This is a genomic window from Streptomyces sp. NPDC059832 (genome assembly GCF_042731715.1).
Classification (GTDB): Bacteria; Actinomycetota; Actinomycetes; order Streptomycetales; family Streptomycetaceae; genus Streptomyces.
In genome coordinates, this window is sequence record NZ_JBHWIY010000020.1 from 61,591 (window position 1) to 78,013 (window position 16,423).

At 70.2% G+C, this 16,423-nt stretch carries 12 protein-coding genes; 2 read left to right on the forward strand and 10 right to left on the reverse strand.

Annotated features, from left to right (window positions below):
* Positions 1-93: 93 nt before the first annotated feature.
* The 8 genes from ACFV8T_RS29285 to ACFV8T_RS29320 form a co-directional block, all read right to left on the reverse strand.
* Positions 94-3,819: a ThuA domain-containing protein gene (locus ACFV8T_RS29285; protein ID WP_385333259.1), complete on the reverse strand. Its 3,726-nt coding sequence runs from the start codon at positions 3,817-3,819 to the stop codon at positions 94-96.
* A gap of 309 nt (positions 3,820-4,128) precedes the next feature.
* Entirely contained in the window at positions 4,129-5,133 is a 1,005-nt protein-coding gene (locus ACFV8T_RS29290) for a sugar phosphate isomerase/epimerase family protein (RefSeq protein WP_385333262.1), read from the reverse strand.
* Between the two features lie 12 nt (positions 5,134-5,145).
* Positions 5,146-6,384, reverse strand: a complete 1,239-nt coding sequence (locus ACFV8T_RS29295) for a Gfo/Idh/MocA family protein (RefSeq protein WP_385333265.1) — start codon at positions 6,382-6,384, stop codon at positions 5,146-5,148.
* A 68-nt stretch (positions 6,385-6,452) separates the two neighbouring features.
* Positions 6,453-7,490, reverse strand: a complete 1,038-nt coding sequence (locus ACFV8T_RS29300) for a substrate-binding domain-containing protein (RefSeq protein ID WP_385333268.1) — start codon at positions 7,488-7,490, stop codon at positions 6,453-6,455.
* 73 nt (positions 7,491-7,563) lie between these two features.
* Positions 7,564-8,613 (reverse strand): ABC transporter permease, encoded by a 1,050-nt coding sequence (locus tag ACFV8T_RS29305; RefSeq protein ID WP_385333270.1) that lies wholly within the window; start codon positions 8,611-8,613, stop codon positions 7,564-7,566.
* Positions 8,610-10,136 carry a sugar ABC transporter ATP-binding protein gene (locus ACFV8T_RS29310; RefSeq protein ID WP_385333273.1) on the reverse strand — a complete coding sequence of 509 codons (1,527 nt, stop codon included), beginning with the start codon at positions 10,134-10,136 and terminating at the stop codon, positions 8,610-8,612. The genes ACFV8T_RS29305 and ACFV8T_RS29310 overlap by 4 nt, the downstream gene beginning before the upstream one ends.
* A 158-nt stretch (positions 10,137-10,294) precedes the next feature.
* Positions 10,295-11,476, reverse strand: a complete 1,182-nt coding sequence (locus tag ACFV8T_RS29315; RefSeq protein ID WP_385333276.1) for an ROK family protein — start codon at positions 11,474-11,476, stop codon at positions 10,295-10,297.
* A 175-nt stretch (positions 11,477-11,651) separates the two neighbouring features.
* A complete protein-coding gene (locus tag ACFV8T_RS29320) occupies positions 11,652-13,040 on the reverse strand; it encodes a VWA domain-containing protein (RefSeq protein ID WP_385333279.1) in 1,389 nt (462 codons plus the stop codon).
* A 180-nt stretch (positions 13,041-13,220) separates the two neighbouring features.
* On the opposite strand from ACFV8T_RS29320, the gene ACFV8T_RS29325 reads away from it, so the two are divergent.
* Positions 13,221-13,568 (forward strand): DUF6083 domain-containing protein, encoded by a 348-nt coding sequence (locus ACFV8T_RS29325; protein WP_385333282.1) that lies wholly within the window; start codon positions 13,221-13,223, stop codon positions 13,566-13,568.
* 16 nt (positions 13,569-13,584) lie between these two features.
* On the opposite strand, the gene ACFV8T_RS29330 is transcribed toward ACFV8T_RS29325, so the two are convergent.
* Positions 13,585-14,265 (reverse strand): GntR family transcriptional regulator, encoded by a 681-nt coding sequence (locus ACFV8T_RS29330; protein ID WP_385333286.1) that lies wholly within the window; start codon positions 14,263-14,265, stop codon positions 13,585-13,587.
* Positions 14,266-14,332: 67 nt separating this feature from the next.
* A complete protein-coding gene (locus tag ACFV8T_RS29335; protein ID WP_385333289.1) occupies positions 14,333-15,283 on the reverse strand; it encodes a beta-ketoacyl-ACP synthase III in 951 nt (316 codons plus the stop codon).
* A gap of 264 nt (positions 15,284-15,547) precedes the next feature.
* Between ACFV8T_RS29335 and fdhD the strand changes: the two genes are divergently transcribed.
* Positions 15,548-16,396: a formate dehydrogenase accessory sulfurtransferase FdhD gene (gene fdhD / locus ACFV8T_RS29340; protein WP_385333292.1), complete on the forward strand. Its 849-nt coding sequence runs from the start codon at positions 15,548-15,550 to the stop codon at positions 16,394-16,396.
* Positions 16,397-16,423 lie beyond the last annotated feature (27 nt).

Here is a 16,423-nt window from a genome sequence, read left to right on the forward strand (position 1 = left end):
GGTGGCGCTGTGCGACGGGGACGGGATCGGGCGGGGACGGCGGGCGGGGGCGGTGCGTTCTCTCCCCCACCCGCCGTCGCCGCGGTGGGCGCCCTACGCCGAGGGCAGTTCCTTCAGCTGGATGTTGCGGAACGACACATGGTCGTCGGCGCCGTGGTTCTGGATGCCGATGTAGCCGCTCTTCAGGCTCCGTACCGGATCGGTGTTGGTGAAGTCGTTGATCTTCACTCCGTTGAGGAAGACCTGGAGACGTTCGCCCTGGACCTTGATCTCGTAGCTGTTCCACTGGCCGGGCGGGCGCAGGACCTGGTCACGGGCCTTGGCGTTCGCGGCCTTGAAGGTGTAGATCGAACCCGTGGTGCGGTCGGGCGCGTCGCTGGCGTCGATCTGGACCTCGTAGCCGTTGTTCACCGCGGACCAGGGGTCGTCGGACTCCGGGAAGCCGACGAAGACACCGGAGTTGTCGTCGCCCTGCATCTTCCAGTCGAGCTTGAGCGAGTAGGACCCCAGCTCCTTGGCCTGGTAGGTGAGCAGGCCCATGCCGCCCTGGGAGCGGAGTTCACCGTCGACGACGTCGAACTTGCCGGGGCCCGCCTGCTTCCAGCCTTCGAGCGTCTTGCCGTTGAAGATCGACCGGTAGCCGGTGTCGGGCTTGCAATCGGCCTTCACCTGGCCGGCCGCGTACCGCATGCCGCCGAGGAGCAGCTTGCGGAAGTCCGGTTCGGCGTAGGACTCCTTGGTGTGGCCGAGGCCCGTGTAGAAGGAGCGGCCGCCCCGGTAGGTCTGGCACCAGGTGATGGGGTGGTCGCCCTTCATGGTGCCGCCGGTGTAGGTCGTCTCGTCGAGTGTGGCGAGGACCTTCGCCTGACCTCGGGGATTCGTGCGGTAGTTGTACCACTCGTCGGTGCGGTTCCACTCGTCGCCGAGGTCTGCGGTGGCCGGATGCTTGTGGTCCTCGACCCGGACGGTGGCGGGCTGGATGGCGGGGTGCGAGGAGAAGTAGGCCCCGACGAGTCCGCCGTAGAACGCCCAGTCGTACTCGGTGTCCGCCGCCGCGTGGACGCCCATGTAGCCGCCGCCGGTGGCCACGTAGTTCTCGAAGGCCTTCTGCTGGTCGGCGTTGAGCACGTCACCGGTCGTCGAGAGGAAGACGACGGCGTCGTAGCGGGCCAGGTTGCTGGTGGTGAACTGGCCGGCCGTCTCCGTGGCGTCGACGGTGATGTTGCTGTCCTTGCCGAGTTCCTTGAGCGCCGCGATGCCGTCCGGAATCGCGTCGTGGCGGAAGCCGGCCGTCTTCGAGAAGACCAGGACCCGCTTGGCGGTCTTGTCGGGGGCGCTGTTGGAGAGCTCGAAGTCGTCGATGTCGAAGAGCGCTCCGTCGCCTCCCTTGAAGACCAGGAAGAGTTCGGTGGACTTCTTCGGGACTCCGCGCAGCGGTACGTCGATGTCCTGGAAGTTGTCCCAGGCGCCGGTCACCGGGACGGGTGCGGAGCCGAGGATCTTGCCGGTCGCCGAACCGGTCCGGACTTCGAGGAAGCCGCCGGCGCCGCCGGAGGAGATCCGGGCGGTCAGCTTGGTGGAGCCGGCCAGGAGGTACGGCTTGAAGGAGATCCAGTCGTCGTTGTGGATGTCGCCGACCGTCTTGCCGCCGTGGGCGGTCGCCTTGTTCTGCGGGGCGACGCCGTGGGAGTCGCCGTAGTGCTCGGCCTGCCGGTGGCGCGGCTGGAGTTCGGCCTGGTCGTGGCCGGACAGGGATGCCTGGCCGCCTCCCCCGCCGTCCGTGTACGAGGCGTCGATGACGCCGAAGATGTTGGCGTTGGGGTCGTGTCCGCCGTCCATCTCGGTCTTGATGGTGCCGGTGCAGCCGTGTGCCGAGGTGATGGGGTGGCCGTGGCTGTCGTGTCCGAGGATGAAGCGGACCTCGATCTTCGAGCAGTCGATGGTTCCGTCCTCGGGATCGGTGACGGTCACCTTGAACGGGATCTCGTCGCCGAAGGAGAACAGCTGCCCGTCACCGGGGAGTTCCAGCACGACCTTGGGAGCGGTGTTGCCGACCGTCACATGGACGTTGGCCGAGCCGGTGCGGCCGGTGGGGTCCGTGGCGGTGACGGTGGCGGTGTAGGTGCCGTTCTTCTTGTACGTGTACGTGGGGTTGGCGGCGGTCGATGTGCCGCCGTCACCGAAGTCCCAGCTGTAACTGAGCGTGTCGCCGTCGGCGTCGGTGGTTCCGGCCGAGGAGAAGGCGACCTTGAGGGGTGCGGTGCCCGAGGTCTTGTTGGACGTCGCCTCGGCGATCGGGGAGCGTCCGCCGGTGGCGTTCTCGATGCGGTAGAGGGCCGAGTTCTGGTCGCCGCCGAAGTAGCCGGTCCCGTAGTCCAGGACGTAGAGCGCGCCGTCGGGGCCGAACGTCATGTCCATCACCTGGGTTCCCGCCCACGGGAAGGCGTTGATGGACTTCACCGTGCCGTCGGTGTCCTGGTCGATGCGCTTGATCCAGCGCCGGCCGAACTCACCGGCGAAGAAGTTGCCGTCGTAGGCCTCGGGGAACTTCACGGGCGAGTCGAGGGCGGCGTCGTAGTGGTAGACCGGTCCGCCCATCGGGGACTCGGAGCCGCTGCCGAACTCGGGCACGGACCCGCCGTCGTACGGGATCCAGGCGGGCTGGGACGGCGGCAGGTCGACCAGCCCGGTGTTGTACCGGGAGGTGTTCCTGGGTGCGGCGCAGTCGAAGGTCGCGCCGGAGGTCTTGGTCGCGAAGTCGTAGTCGACGAACGGGTCGTTCTTGCCCGTGCAGAACGGCCAGCCGAAGTTGCCGGCCTTGGTGACGCGGGCGAACTCGACCTGGCCGCCCGGTCCGCGCTTGGGGTCGGCCGCACCGGCGTCGGGCCCGTAGTCACCGACGTACACGGTGCCGGTGGGCTTGTCGACGGTGAAGCGGAAGGGGTTGCGGAAGCCCATCGCGTAGATCTCGGGGCGGGTCTTGTCCGTGCCCGGGGCGAAGAGATTGCCTTCGGGGACGGTGTACGTGCCGTCGTCGGCGACCTTGATGCGGAGGATCTTGCCGCGCAGGTCGTTGGTGTTCCCGGAGGTGCGGCGGGCGTCGAACGCGGGGTTGCGGTCGGGCCGGTCGTCGATCGGGGTGTAGCCGTCGGAGGCGAAGGGGTTGGAGTCGTCGCCGGTCGACAGGTACAGGTTGCCCTGCGCGTCGAAGTCGATGTCGCCGCCCACGTGGCAGCAGATGCCGCGCGAGGTCGGGATGTCGAGGACCTTCTTCTCGCTGGCGGTGTCGAGCGTGCCGTCCTCCTTGAGGACGAAGCGCGAGAGCCGGTTCACTCCGTCGAACTTGGCGAAGTCGGCGGCGGTGCCGTTCTCGGGGGCGTCGCCGGACGGGGTGTCCAGCGGGGGCGCGTAGTAGAGGTAGATCGCCCGGTTCCTGCTGAAGTCCGGGTCGATGCCGACGCCCTGGAGGCCCTCCTCGTCGTGGGAGTAGACGGGGAGGACACCGGCGAGGGTGGTGTCGCCGCCGCTGTCGGTGAGCCACAGCTCGCCGCCGCGCGCGGTGTGCAGGACGCTGCGGTCGGGGAGCACCGCCAGTGTCATGGGTTCGCCGGTCTCGGCCACTCCCTTGGCGAGGGTGACCTGCTGGAATTCCTCGGCCGCCGCGTCGGTGGCGGCCGGCGAGGACGGCCCCGCCGCTGCTCCGGGCGTGGCTCCCAGGGCCAGGGTGGCCGCGGCGAGCAGGCCGCCGGTGAGCAGTGCGAGGGATTTGCGGACGCGGAGCCGTGTTCTGCTCCTGTTTCCGGTTGGGGTTCTGTGCACGAGTGTCCTCCGGAGAGTGCCGGTTGTACGGGCGGGGTGCTGCCGTGCCGTTCTGCGCGGGGACTGCCGCGCGGGTCGTCCGGGGTGTGTGGGACACCGGCGACCCGAGTCATGTCATGTACACGTCCTGGACCGTAGACCTGTTCGTCCGGGACGGAAAGCCCTTGCGCAGCGGTCCGCTCAAACTTTTTCCTGCGCCAGGACAAAGCGGGGCGAGGGCAGGGGTGGGTGGGGGACGGCCGCGAAGCTCTCGCCCCCGCCCCGTCCCGGACCGGACCGGGGGCCCGCACCGTCCCCGGCGGGATACCGTCAGTCCCCGCCCCCGAACGCCGCGTCGAACGATGCCGACGGCGGATCGAAGTCGTACCGCTTCAGCGTGGCCAGCGCCTCCGGCGCACCCGCCAGCCGGTCCATCCCCGCGTCCTCCCACTCCACGGAGACGGGTCCCTCGTAGCCGATGGACCGGAGCATCCGGAAGACGTCCTCCCAGGGCACGTCACCGTGCCCGGCCGAGACGAAGTCCCAGCCACGCCGCGGATCTCCCCAGGGCAGATGCGAGCCGAGCCGGCCGTTGCGGCCGTCGAGGCGCTTGCGTGCCTCCTTGCAGTCCACGTGGTAGATCCGGTCCCGGAAGTCGTACAGGAAGCTCACCGGGTCCAGGTCCTGCCAGACGAAGTGGCTCGGGTCGAAGTTCAGCCCGAAGGCCGCCCGGTGCCCGACGGCCTCCAGTGCGCGGTGCGTGGTCCAGTAGTCGTACGCGATCTCGCTGGGGTGCACCTCATGGGCGAACCGCACGCCCTCCGCGTCGAAGACGTCCAGGATCGGGTTCCAGCGCTCGGCGAAGTCCTCGTAACCCCGCTCGATCATGTGCGGCGGAACCGGCGGGAACATCGCGACCAGGTGCCAGATCGACGAGCCGGTGAAACCGATGACGGTACGCACCCCGAAGGCGGCGGCCGCCCGCGCGGTGTCCTTGAGCTCCTCGGCGGCCCGGCGGCGGACCCCTTCGGGCTCGCCGTCGCCCCAGATCCGCGCGGGCAGGATCCCCCGGTGCCGCTCGTCGATCGGGTCGTCGCACACGGCCTGGCCGACGAGGTGGTTGGAGATCGCCCAGCACTTCAGCCCGTACTTGTCGAGCAGCTGCCGGCGGCCGTCCAGATAGCCGGGGTCGGACAGCGCCTTGTCGACCTCGAAGTGATCGCCCCAGCAGGCGAGTTCGAGCCCGTCGTAGCCGAAGTCCCGGGCGAGCCGGCAGACCTCCTCCAGCGGCAGGTCGGCCCACTGGCCGGTGAAGAGTGTGAAGGGACGGGGCATGAGCGGGACCTCCTAGAGAACCACGGGGGTGTGTACGGAGTTCTTCTCGGCGCTCTCCTCCACCGCTGCGAGCACCCGCTGCACCTGCAGTCCGTCGGCGAACGACGGTGCCGGGGCGGTCCCTTCGGCGATCGTCCGCACCAGGTCGCGGGCCTGGTGGACGAAGGTGTGCTCGTAGCCGAGGGCGTGGCCCGGCGGCCACCACGCCTCCAGGTAGGGGTGCTGGGGTTCGGTGACGAGGACGCGCCGGAATCCCGCCGTGGCGGCGGGTTCGGTGTGGTCGTGGAAGGAGAGTTCGTTGAGCCGTTCCAGATCGAAGGCGAGCGAGCCGCGCTCCCCGTTGATCTCCAGCCGCAGTGCGTTCTTCCGCCCGGCCGCCATCCGGGTCGCCTCGAAGGAGGCCAGCGCCCCGGAGGCGAGCCGACCGGTGAACAGGGCCGCGTCGTCGACGGTCACCGCTCCTCGCGTGCCCGTGTCCGCCGTTCCGGAAAGCCCGGCCGCCGGGCCCGTGAGCCGCGGCCGTTCGCGTACGAACGTCTCGCTGACCGCCGACACCCCGACCAGTGGCTCCCCCGCCAGATACTGGGCCAGGTCGACAATGTGCGCGCCGAGGTCGCCGAGCGCGCCCGAGCCGGCGCGTTCCCGCTCCAGCCGCCAGGTGAGCGGCGATTCGGGGTCGACGAGCCAGTCCTGGAGGTAGGCGGCGCGGACATGCCGCAGGGTGCCGATCCGCCCCTCGGCGATCAGCTGTCGGGCGTAGGCGATCGCGGGCACCCTGCGGTAGTTGAAGCCCACCATCGCGACCTGGCCGCGGGCCGCGGCGCGCTCGGCGGCCTCGGTCATCGCCTCCGCCTCGGCGACCGTGTTGGCGAGCGGCTTCTCGCACAGCACGTGCTTTCCCGCCTCCAGGGCGGCGATGGCGATCTCGGCGTGGCTGTCGCCGGGGGTGCAGATGTCGACGAGTTGCACATCGTCCCGGGCGATGAGGGCGCGCCAGTCGGTCTCGGCCGCCGCCCAGCCGTGGCGGGCGGCCGCCGCGTCGACCGCCGCCCGGTCGCGTCCGCAGATCGCGGCGAGAGCCGGTCTCATCGGCAGGTCGAAGACGTGTCCCGCGGTGCGCCAGCCCTGCGAGTGGGCGGCGCCCATGAACGCGTATCCGACCATGCCGACCCCGAGCACCGGCACACTCGTCGCCGGCCGGTGCGTCGGCGGCGCTGCGGCCTCCTGATCCGTCTCTTCCCTACGGGCCATCCGGGCTTCCTCCTCGTCGGTCGTTCGATGGGTGCGGCAGGAGGGTCAGCACCCTCCCGCGGGGCTGATCAGCTGAAGCCCGTCGGCAGGTACTGGTCGACGTTCTCCTTGGTGACCACGGCCGAGTAGAGGGTGAGACTGGTCGGGATCTCCAGCTCGGCCAGGCCGCCGACCCCCTTGCCCTGGGCCAGTGCGCGGGCCAGGTCGATGGCGGACGCGGCCATCGTCGGCGGGTAGAGAACGGTGGCCTTCAGGACGCTGTTGTCGGCCTTGATGGCGTCCATCGCGGACTTGGCCCCGGCCCCGCCGACCATCAGGAACTCGTCACGGCCGGCCTGCTGGACGGCGCGCAGCGCACCCACGCCCTGGTCGTCGTCGTGGTTCCACACGGCGTCGATCCTCTTCTGCGCCTGGAGGAGCTGGGCCATCTTGGCCTGGCCCGACTCGACGGTGAAGTCGGCTGCCTGACGGGCCACCAGCTCGACGTTGGAGTAGTTCTTCAGCGCGTCGGCGAAGCCCTGGCTGCGCTGCTTGGTGAGCTCCAGGTTGTCGATGCCCGCCAGCTCGACGACCTTGGCGCCCGCCTTGCCCTTGAGCTGCTCGCCGATGTACGTACCGGCGTTGAGGCCCATGCCGTAGTTGTCGCCGCCGACCCAGCAGCGGTAGGCCTGCGGGGAGGCGAAGATCCGGTCCAGGTTGACGACGGGGATGCCCGCCCGCATGGCTTCCAGACCGACCTGGGTGAGCGCCTTGCCGTCGGCCGGGAGGATGACGAGGACATCGACCTTCTTGTTGATGAGGGTCTTGACCTGGCCGATCTGGGCGGCGGTGTCATTGGAGCCCTCGGTGGTCTCCAGCGTCACCTCGGAGTACTTGGCCGCCCGTGACTTGGCGTTCTCGTTGATCGCGTTGAGCCAGCCGTGGTCGGCCTGCGGACCCGCGAAGCCGATGGTGACGGGCTTGCCGGGCTTGTCGTCGGCGGCGGGTCCGGTGCTCTTGGCGGTGTCCTCGGTCTTGGGGTCGTTGCTGGTGCAGGCGGTGAGGAGGGCACCCGCGGAGACGGCTGCGGTGCCGAGGAGCAGTCGTCTGCGGCTGGTTTCTGGCATGGCTGTCAAACCCTTCATCCGGTGCGTGACATGTCACATGGGGCGAACGGGACGGTGGGAGGGATACGGAGCGTCAGGTCTCCCCGTGCGCCGAGGTGCGGCGCTGGACCAGGACGGCGGCGACGATGATCGCGCCCTTGGCGATCTGCTGGACGTCGCTCTGCAGATTGTTGAGCGCGAAGATGTTGGTGATGGTGGTGAAGACCAGGACACCGAGTACGGAGCCGACGATGGTGCCGCGCCCGCCGCTGAGCAGGGTGCCGCCGATGATCGCGGCCGCGATGGCGTCGAGCTCGTACAGATTGCCGTTGGTGTTCTGTCCCGAACCGGACAGGATGATCAGCATGAAGGCGGCGATGCCGCAGCACAGCCCGGAGAGCAGATAGAGGCAGAGCCGCTGGCGGCGTACGTCGATGCCGGCCAGCCTGGCCGCTTCCGCGTTGCCGCCGACCGCGAGCGTGCGCCGTCCGAAGGTCGTACGGTTCAGCACCAGCCAGCCGATGACGGTGACCGCCGCGAACATCATGACCAGGGGCGGGATGCCGAGGACGTAGGAGTCGGGCAGGCCCAGGTCGAGGACCGACTTGACGGTGACGATCTGGGTCTTGCCGTCGGTGATCTGGAGGGCGAGCCCGCGGGCCGAGGCGAGCATGGCCAGTGTCGCGATGAACGGCACCATCCGCCCGTACGCGATGAGCAGCCCGTTCACCAGCCCGGCGGCGAGTCCGACGATCACCGCGGTGAACAGGATCCCCGCGAAGCCGTACTCCTGGGTGGCGACCGTGGTCGCCCAGACCGAGGCGAGCGCGACCATCGCGCCGACCGAGAGGTCGATTCCGCCGCTGGTGATGACGAAGGTCATCCCGACGGTGACGACACCGATGACGGACGCCTGGGTCAGGATCAGCTGAAGGTTCCCGGTGTCCAGGAAGGCGTCGGGCTCGGTGAATCCGCCGACGGCGACCAGTACGGCGAGGACGCCGAGGAGCGAGAGGTTGCGGACGTCCAGGCGCGGGCCGGAGGTGCGCGGGGGTCCGTCCTTCTTCCGGGGCTCGGAGACCGGGGCGGGGTCGGCCCCCTTGTCCGGCCCGCCCTGCTGCGCCGAGGAGACGGGCTGCGTCATGACGTAGGGCTCCCTTCCATCACTAGGTCGAGTACGCGGTGCTCGTCGAGCTCCCGGGCGTCCGCCGTGTGCACGACGCGGCCCTCGCGGAGCACCAGCACCCGGTCGGCGAGGCCCAGCACTTCGGGCACCTCGCTGGAGACGAGCAGGACGGCGAGGCCTTCGTCGGCCAGCCGGCGGATCACGGCGTACAGCTCGGCGCGGGCGCCGACGTCGACACCGCGGGTCGGTTCGTCGAGCAGCAGGACCCGGCAGCCGCGCAGCAGCCAGCGGGCCAGGACCGCCTTCTGCTGGTTGCCGCCGGAGAGCGTACGGACGGGGGTGTCCGGGTTGTCGGGGCGCAGGGAGAGTTCGCGGGTGGCTTCGCGGGCCGCCCGGCGTTCGGCGCCGCGGTCGATCCAGCCGGCCCTGGAGAAGCGGGACATCGAGGAGACGGAGACATTGCGGGTGACGGATTCGAGCATCAGCAGGGCCTGTGCCTTGCGTTCCTCGGGGGCGAGGCCGATTCCGGCGGCGACGGCCGCGCGGACGCTGCCCGGCCGCAGCTGCTTGCCGGCCACGGTCACCCGTCCGGCGCTCGGCCTGCGGGCGCCGTAGACGGTCTCCAGGATCTCGGAGCGTCCCGATCCGACGAGTCCGGCCAGGCCCACGATCTCCCCGGGCCTCAACTCCAGGTCCACCGGGGCGAATTCACCCTTCCTGGCCAGTCCTTCGACCTTCAGGACGGGCTCCGCGGCGGTCGCTCCCGCACGGTCCGTGGTGCGTGGCGGGAAGACGTACTCGACATTGCGGCCGGTCATCATGGCAACGATGTCGCGGGTCGGTGTGGACTCGGCGGGCAGCCCGACGGCCACGGCGCGGCCGTCCTTGAGCACGGTCACCCGGTCGCCGATCCGGCGGATCTCCTCCAGGCGGTGCGAGATGTAGACGACGGCGACGCCCTCGGCGGTGAGTGCGGCGACGATGCGGAAGAGGTTGTCGACCTCGTCCGGGTCGAGTGCGGCGGACGGCTCGTCCATGACGATGAGCCGTACGTCGTGCGAGAGCGCCCGTGCCATGGAGACGATCTGCTGCTGGGCGGCGGACAGGTCGCCGACCGGGCGGGCCGGGTCGATCTCCGGGTGGCCGAGCCGCTTCAGCAGCGCCGCGGCGGAGGTGCGGCCCTCGCGGGTGCGGACGACGAAGCGGGCGGTGGTCGGTTCGTGGCCGAGGAAGATGTTCTCGGCGACCGAGAGACCCTCGACCAGGTCGAGTTCCTGGTAGATCGTGGCGATGCCCAGCCGCATGGCGGCGATGGGCGACTTCAGCGCGGCCGGTTCGCCGCGCCAGGTGATCTCGCCGCCGTCGGGCTGGTGGGCCCCGGCGAGCACCTTGATGAGGGTGGACTTGCCGGCGCCGTTCTGCCCGAGGAGACAGTGGACTTCGCCGGCCTGGACCTCCAGGTCCACGCCGTCGAGGGCGCGCACTCCAGGGAACGACTTGGTGATGCCGGACATGGTGAGCAGGGGCGGTTCTGGTGCCATGACGAATCCCCTCGGCAAGTGGGGTCTCCCCTGCCCGAGCGCAGCATGGAGCTTGGGGAGGGCCGGTGAGCGGGCAGGGCTGTACCAGGTGCGGTGGTGCGGGTGCTTCCGGCGCTCCCGGTGTTTCCGGGGTGCGCCCGTGTACGGCCGTTCCGGGGTCAGGCCGGTGAGAAGAGGTGGTCGCTGATGAGCCGGGCGGCGCCGATCACTCCGGCGGCCGGCCCCAACTCGCCCAGCACGATGGGCAGATTGCCGGTGGCCAGCGGCAGCGACTGGCGGTAGACCTGGGTCCGGACACTGGCGAGGAGCGTGTGGCCGAGGCCGGTCACACCGCCGCCGATCACCACCAGGCCGGGATTGAAGAAGCTGACGAGTCCCGCGATGACCTGGCCGACCCGGTTGCCGCCTTCGCGGATCAGGTCGAGCGAGGTGGCGTCACCGGCCGCCGCGGCGGCGGCCACATCGACGGCGGTGAGTTTCCCGGCGGACTCCAGCCGGCCGGCGAGCTCCGCCGACCGTCCGGTGCGCGCCGCGTCCTCGGCGTCGCGGGCGAGCGCGGCACCGCTGAAGTGGGCCTCCAGGCAGCCCCGGTTGCCACAGGCACAGGCGCGGCCCTCGGGTTCCACCTGGATATGGCCGATGTCTCCGGCGCTGCCCGTCGTACCGCGGTGGACCTCGCCGCCGACGACGATGCCGCAGCCGATTCCGGTGCCGATCTTGACGCAGAGGAAGTCGCCCACGGAGCGTGCGACGCCCGCGTGCTGCTCCCCCATCGCCATCAGGTTCACATCGTTGTCGACCATGACGGGGCAGCCCAGTTCCTGGCTGAGCGCCTCGCGGACCGGGAAGCCGTCCCAGCCGGGCATGATCGGCGGTGCGACCGGTACGCCTTCGGGGAAGCGGACCGGTCCGGGTACGCCGATGCCGGCACCGTCGAAACCCTCGGCGAGCCCCGAGGCCCGGAGCTTGGCCGCCATGGACAGCACCTGCTCGAAGATGGCGACGGGGCCTTCGCGTACGTCCATCGGGTGGTTGAGGTGTCCCAGGACCTCCAACTCGGCGTTGGTGACGGCCACATCGACGGATGTGGCACCGATGTCGACGCCGAGGAACCGCAGTTGCGGTGCGAGCCGGATGTTGTGCGAGCGGCGCCCGCCGCGGGATGCGGCGAGACCGTCGGCCACGACGAGCCCGGTCTCCAGCAGTCTGTCGACCTCGACGGCGAGCTTGGAGCGGGAGAGATCGACCTGATCCCCCAGCTGTGCCCGCGAGTTGGGCCCGCCGTCGCGCAACAGCCGCAGCAGTCGCGCCTGATGCGTATTCGCGGGTCGTGCCGTCATACGTCTCACGCGCCCCTCCCCGCCACATCGGCCTGTCCGTCGGGCTTTCGAGGGGAACGTAGCAGCGGTTGCCGGGAGTGGGAAGAAGTTGCGCAGGAATCCACCACAACTTTCTCCACACCGAGGACAAAGCCGGTCGGTCGCGTCATGGGCCGGGCGCCGGGAGCCGGCCGGTTCAGCGCAGGATTCCGGCCTGCCGGGCGGCCCGCAGCCAGGACGGGAACTCCGACAGGACCCTGTCGTACAGCTCCTGGTCGGAGATCCTCTCGATGTCGTCGACAGCGAAGAAGCCGACGTTGTCGACCCGCCGGCCCGGCATGGTGTCGAAGCGTTCCAGCACACCGTACTGAGAACTGCCGAGTCCGACGAACTGCCAGAACACGGGCTCCTCGGCGGCGGCCCGCAGCTCCTGCTCGATCTCCTGGTTGCGGTGCACACCACCGTCCGAGAAGAACAGGACCAGCGTCGGGTCCGGCACAGGGTGAGCGCGCACGAAGGCCCGCACCTCGGCGATGACCTTCTGTTCCTCGTTCTGGATACCGACCGCACGCATGTCGATCTGGCCGGGGACCAGTCCCCTGGGCGGCTTCCGGCGCCCGAAGCCATAGGTCTGCCCCACGCGTACGTGCAGCCTGAGCCACTCGGGCAGGTCGCCCACGGCGAGGTCGGGCAGCCTGGCCGGATTGCTGGCGAACGTCCACGCCTGCATCTCGCCGTCGTCGTCGAGCTGCGCCGCGACGGCCACCATCCGCTCAGTGACACCCGCCACCGTGCCCCGCCGGTAGAGACCGCCCATCGAACCCGATGCGTCGAGGACGAGGACGACGCGTGCGCGCAACTCCGGTACGCCGTGTTTGCTCAGGCTGACCAGGACCTGCTGCTTGCGCAGCGACAGGCGCTCGCGCATGTCCACGGGCAGGTTCTCCTCGCCCTTGGTGAGCCGGGGGCGGGATCCGCCTCCGGCGTGTACCGGCGAGGCGTCGGGCGAAGATGCCGGGGCGGGGTCCGGAGCCGTCACGGGCCGGGAGCCGGACCCGGCCGCGGGCTGTTCCTCGTCGACGCTGATCCCGAAGTCGGTCGCCAGTCCCGCCAGCCCGCTGGCGTAACCCTGGCCGACCGCACGGAACTTCCAGCCGCCGTCGCGGCGGTAGAGCTCGCCGCCCACCAGCGCGGTCTCCGTCGCGGCGGCGATGTCGAAGCGCGCCAGTTCGGCACCGGACGCCGAGTCGAGCAGCCGCAGGCACAGCCCCGGCACCTGACCGAACATGCCGCCGTCGGCGGACGCACAGAGCGCGACGCGTTCGACGTCCGGCCCCAGCGCACCCAGGCGGACGTCCAGTGAGTCGCTGCCGGGCCGTTTGCCGACGTGACTCACCGCGCCCGAAGCGTGCCTCGGCTGGTTGTAGAAGACGAAGTCCTCATCGGACCGCACCCGCCCGCCGCGGGTCAGCAGCAGAGCGGAAGCATCCACATCAGGCACTCCGGGCCCTGTCGACCAGTCAAGTACGGCCCTGACCGCGGAAGCCGCGACCGGCACGTTGGCACCTTTGCTCAGTATCGTCACACCAGCAAGTCTGCCCGCTGTCCGGCGCACCCGGGCCGACGGTCCCGTGGCGCCCCTCGGTCGGGGCCGACGAGCGGTGCCCACGTACCCCACGCACCGTCCGGCCTCACTGCTGTCTCCCACCGGGCACGGCCGGATCGCGACCTACCGCACCGCACGCCCGGTCTGCACCCTTTGACCATGGGGGTTACCGGAACACCGCGGACCGCTGAGGAATGGACCGATCTCCAACACTCGACCGATCACGCACAGGGCCTCCGGGACGGGGCGGTCCCCGGCCCGGAACCCGCACCCGACTGCCCGGACTGCGGGCTCGCCGTCGACATCCGCCCCACCCACTACCGGTGGTGGGTCCGTCTCGAACCCGAAGGGCCCGCGCCGCTCCTGGCACACGATGTGCCGCCCGGACAGCGGTGGCACCTCGACCGGGACGGCACGGTGTGGAACGCGCAGGACCGGGAACCGGGCCCCGGGGAGTGCTGCAGGATCAGCCACCACCTCGTCTGCCCCCGCCGGGGCCGGCCCTGATCCGGACGGCAAAACCCTAAGGGCTGTCCTCGCGCTGGTGGTACGTCTTGCGCGTGTGTTCCGTGTGGGACCGCATGATCTCCGTGGCCCGCTGTCCGTCGCGCGAGGAGATCGCCGCGATGAGCGAGCGGTGCTCGATCCAGGACTGGATGCCGCGTTGGCGGGCCACCGGGGTGTAGTACCAGCGGACCCTGCGGTCCACCTGGCCGGCGAGCTCGGAGAGGACGACGTTGCCCGCCAGCTCCATGACCTCGGCGTGGAAGGCCGCGTTGGTGGCGACCGCCAGGTCCACGTCGTCGTCGGCGACGGCCTGCTCGCCCTTGGCGCAGAGCTCCTCCAGCGCGGCGATGCCCGCGGTGCCGGAGTTGGCCGCGGCAAGACGCGCGGCCTCGGCCTCCAGAAGGGTGCGGACCGAGAGCAGCTGGTCCGCCTCCTCCTCCGTGGGCTCGTGCACGAACGCGCCTTGGGCGGGCCGGAGATCGACCCAGCCCTCGGTGTTCAGCCGCTGCAGCGCCTCGCGCACCGGCTGACGGGACACCCCGAGATGGCCTGCGAGCTCGCTCTCGACCAGGTGCTGGCCGGGACGGAGCGCACGCGTCGATATGAGTTCGAGCAGCGCCTCATACACGCGTTCACGCAGCGGACCGGGCCGTTCCAGCCTCGGCACAGCCCCTTGCGGCAGTCCTGCGGACAACATCGCGGTCCCCCTCCGGCCAACGAGCAGCGATTGCTTATCGTCTACAGTCTACCGAGCACAGGACCCCTCAGGGGCAGCGGATCACCTGACCCGCGTACGAAAGATTCCCGCCGAAGCCGAAGAGCAGCACCGGCGCACCGCTGTGGACCTCGCCGCGTTCCACCAGTTTGGACAGGGCCATCGGGATCGAGGCCGCGGACGTGTTGCCGGAGTCCACGACGTCCCTGGCGATGACCGCGTTGACCGCGCCGATCTTCCTGGCGACGGGCTCGATGATCCTCAGGTTGGCCTGGTGCAGCACCACCGCCCCGAGCTCCTCGGGCGTCACACCGGCCTTCTCGCACACCTTGCGGGCGATGGGCGGCAACTGCGTGGTGGCCCAGCGGTAGACGGACTGCCCTTCCTGCGCGAAGCGCGGCGGCGTCCCCTCGATCCGTACCGCGTTCCCCATCTCCGGCACCGAACCCCACAGGACGGGACCGATCCCGGGCCGGTCGTCCCCGTCCGGTTCCGCGACCACGACCGCCGCGCCGGCTCCGTCGCCGAGCAGGACGCAGGTGCTGCGGTCGGTCCAGTCGGCGATGTCCGCCATCTTGTCGGCGCCGATGACCAGGACGCGCTCGGCGGCCCCGGCCCGGATCGCGTGGTCGGCGGTGGCGAGGGCATGGGTGAAGCCGGAGCAGACCACGTTGATGTCCATCACCGCGGGCGAGCCCATCCCGAGCCGGGCGGCGACGCGCGCCGACATGCTCGGCGAGCGGTCGATCGCGGTCGAGGTGGCGACCAGGACCAGATCGACCTCGGTCGGCTGGAGCCCCGCCGCGGCCAGCGCCTTGGCCCCCGCGTGCGCGGCCATCTCGTCCACCGGCTCGTCCGGCCCCCCGACATGACGGGTCCTGATGCCGACGCGACTGGTGATCCACTCGTCGCTGGTATCGACCATGGCCGCCAGATCGTCGTTGGTGAGCACTTTCGCGGGCTGATAGTGGCCGAGCGCCACGACACGTGAGCCGGTCATGTACGGGGTCCCCTCGCTACGTATGGCAGGAACCATCCAGTCTTGGTCGCTACTGCCGGGTACAGGGGCACGTGTTCCCACAGGAATAGCGCCCGGCCGTTGGAGGCTTGACGACAGCATTGACGCGCAGAAAGCATTCTGTAGACAATATTCTGTCGACTTGACACGGTTTTCCACGCCTCGCCCGATCCGGTCCGTACCGGACAATGGGATCCCCGGGGGCCGGTTCGGCTTCCCCCACGTACAGAATCGGGTTTAACCGCTATGGGACGGGTCACCGAGCGTCGCCGCACCATCCGCATCCGGGACGGAGCCGTCTCCACCCGCCCGGACACGCTCGTCGCCGAGGAGCCCCTGGAGATCCGGCTGAACGGCAAGCCGCTCGCCATCACGATGCGCACGCCGGGTGACGACTTCGCACTGGCGGCGGGGTTCCTGGTGAGCGAGGGCGTCATCGGTGACGGCTCCGAGGTGCAGTCGATCGTCTACTGCGCCGGAGCGACCGCCGACGGCGTCAACACGTACAACGTGGTGGACGTGAAGCTCGCACCCGGTGTCCCGGTCCCCGACATCACGCTCGAACGCAATGTGTACACCACCTCGTCCTGCGGACTGTGCGGCAAGGCGAGTCTCGACGCGGTACGCACCACGACCCGGCACCCGGTCGCCGACACTCCCCCGCTGCGGGTCGGGCCCGCCCTGCTCGCCGTCCTCCCCGACCGGCTGCGCGCCGCACAGCGGGTCTTCGACCGGACCGGGGGGCTGCACGCGGCGGCGCTGTTCTCCGAGACGGGCGAGCTGCTCGACGTCCGCGAGGACGTCGGCCGGCACAACGCGGTCGACAAACTGGTCGGCCGGGCCCTGACCGACCAGCAGCTGCCGCTGTCCCGGGCCATTCTGCTGGTGTCGGGACGGGCCTCGTTCGAGCTGGCCCAGAAAGCGGTGATGGCCGGGATCCCGATGCTCGCGGCGGTCTCCGCGCCCTCGTCCCTCGCCGTCGATCTGGCGGCCGAGGCCGGACTGACCCTGGTCGGCTTCCTGCGGGGTCCTTCGATGAACGTGTACGCGGGCGAGCACCGGATCGCCCTGGAGGCGACGGTCGGCCAGGACTGAGGCGCCCCGCGCCCGGCCGGCGAGGAG

What these genes read in the sequence shown, in the direction of transcription:
- fdhD (WP_385333292.1), top strand. Translation starts at nt 15,548, where the DNA reads ATGGGACGGGTCACCGAGCGTCGCCGCACCATCCGCATCCGGGACGGA.
- ACFV8T_RS29335 (WP_385333289.1), bottom strand. Translation starts at nt 15,283, where the DNA reads ATGACCGGCTCACGTGTCGTGGCGCTCGGCCACTATCAGCCCGCGAAA.
- ACFV8T_RS29330 (WP_385333286.1), bottom strand. Translation starts at nt 14,265, where the DNA reads ATGTTGTCCGCAGGACTGCCGCAAGGGGCTGTGCCGAGGCTGGAACGG.
- ACFV8T_RS29325 (WP_385333282.1), top strand. Translation starts at nt 13,221, where the DNA reads ATGGGGGTTACCGGAACACCGCGGACCGCTGAGGAATGGACCGATCTC.
- ACFV8T_RS29295 (WP_385333265.1), bottom strand. Translation starts at nt 6,384, where the DNA reads ATGGCCCGTAGGGAAGAGACGGATCAGGAGGCCGCAGCGCCGCCGACG.
- ACFV8T_RS29290 (WP_385333262.1), bottom strand. Translation starts at nt 5,133, where the DNA reads ATGCCCCGTCCCTTCACACTCTTCACCGGCCAGTGGGCCGACCTGCCG.
- ACFV8T_RS29315 (WP_385333276.1), bottom strand. Translation starts at nt 11,476, where the DNA reads ATGACGGCACGACCCGCGAATACGCATCAGGCGCGACTGCTGCGGCTG.
- ACFV8T_RS29300 (WP_385333268.1), bottom strand. Translation starts at nt 7,490, where the DNA reads ATGCCAGAAACCAGCCGCAGACGACTGCTCCTCGGCACCGCAGCCGTC.
- ACFV8T_RS29305 (WP_385333270.1), bottom strand. Translation starts at nt 8,613, where the DNA reads ATGACGCAGCCCGTCTCCTCGGCGCAGCAGGGCGGGCCGGACAAGGGG.
- ACFV8T_RS29310 (WP_385333273.1), bottom strand. Translation starts at nt 10,136, where the DNA reads ATGGCACCAGAACCGCCCCTGCTCACCATGTCCGGCATCACCAAGTCG.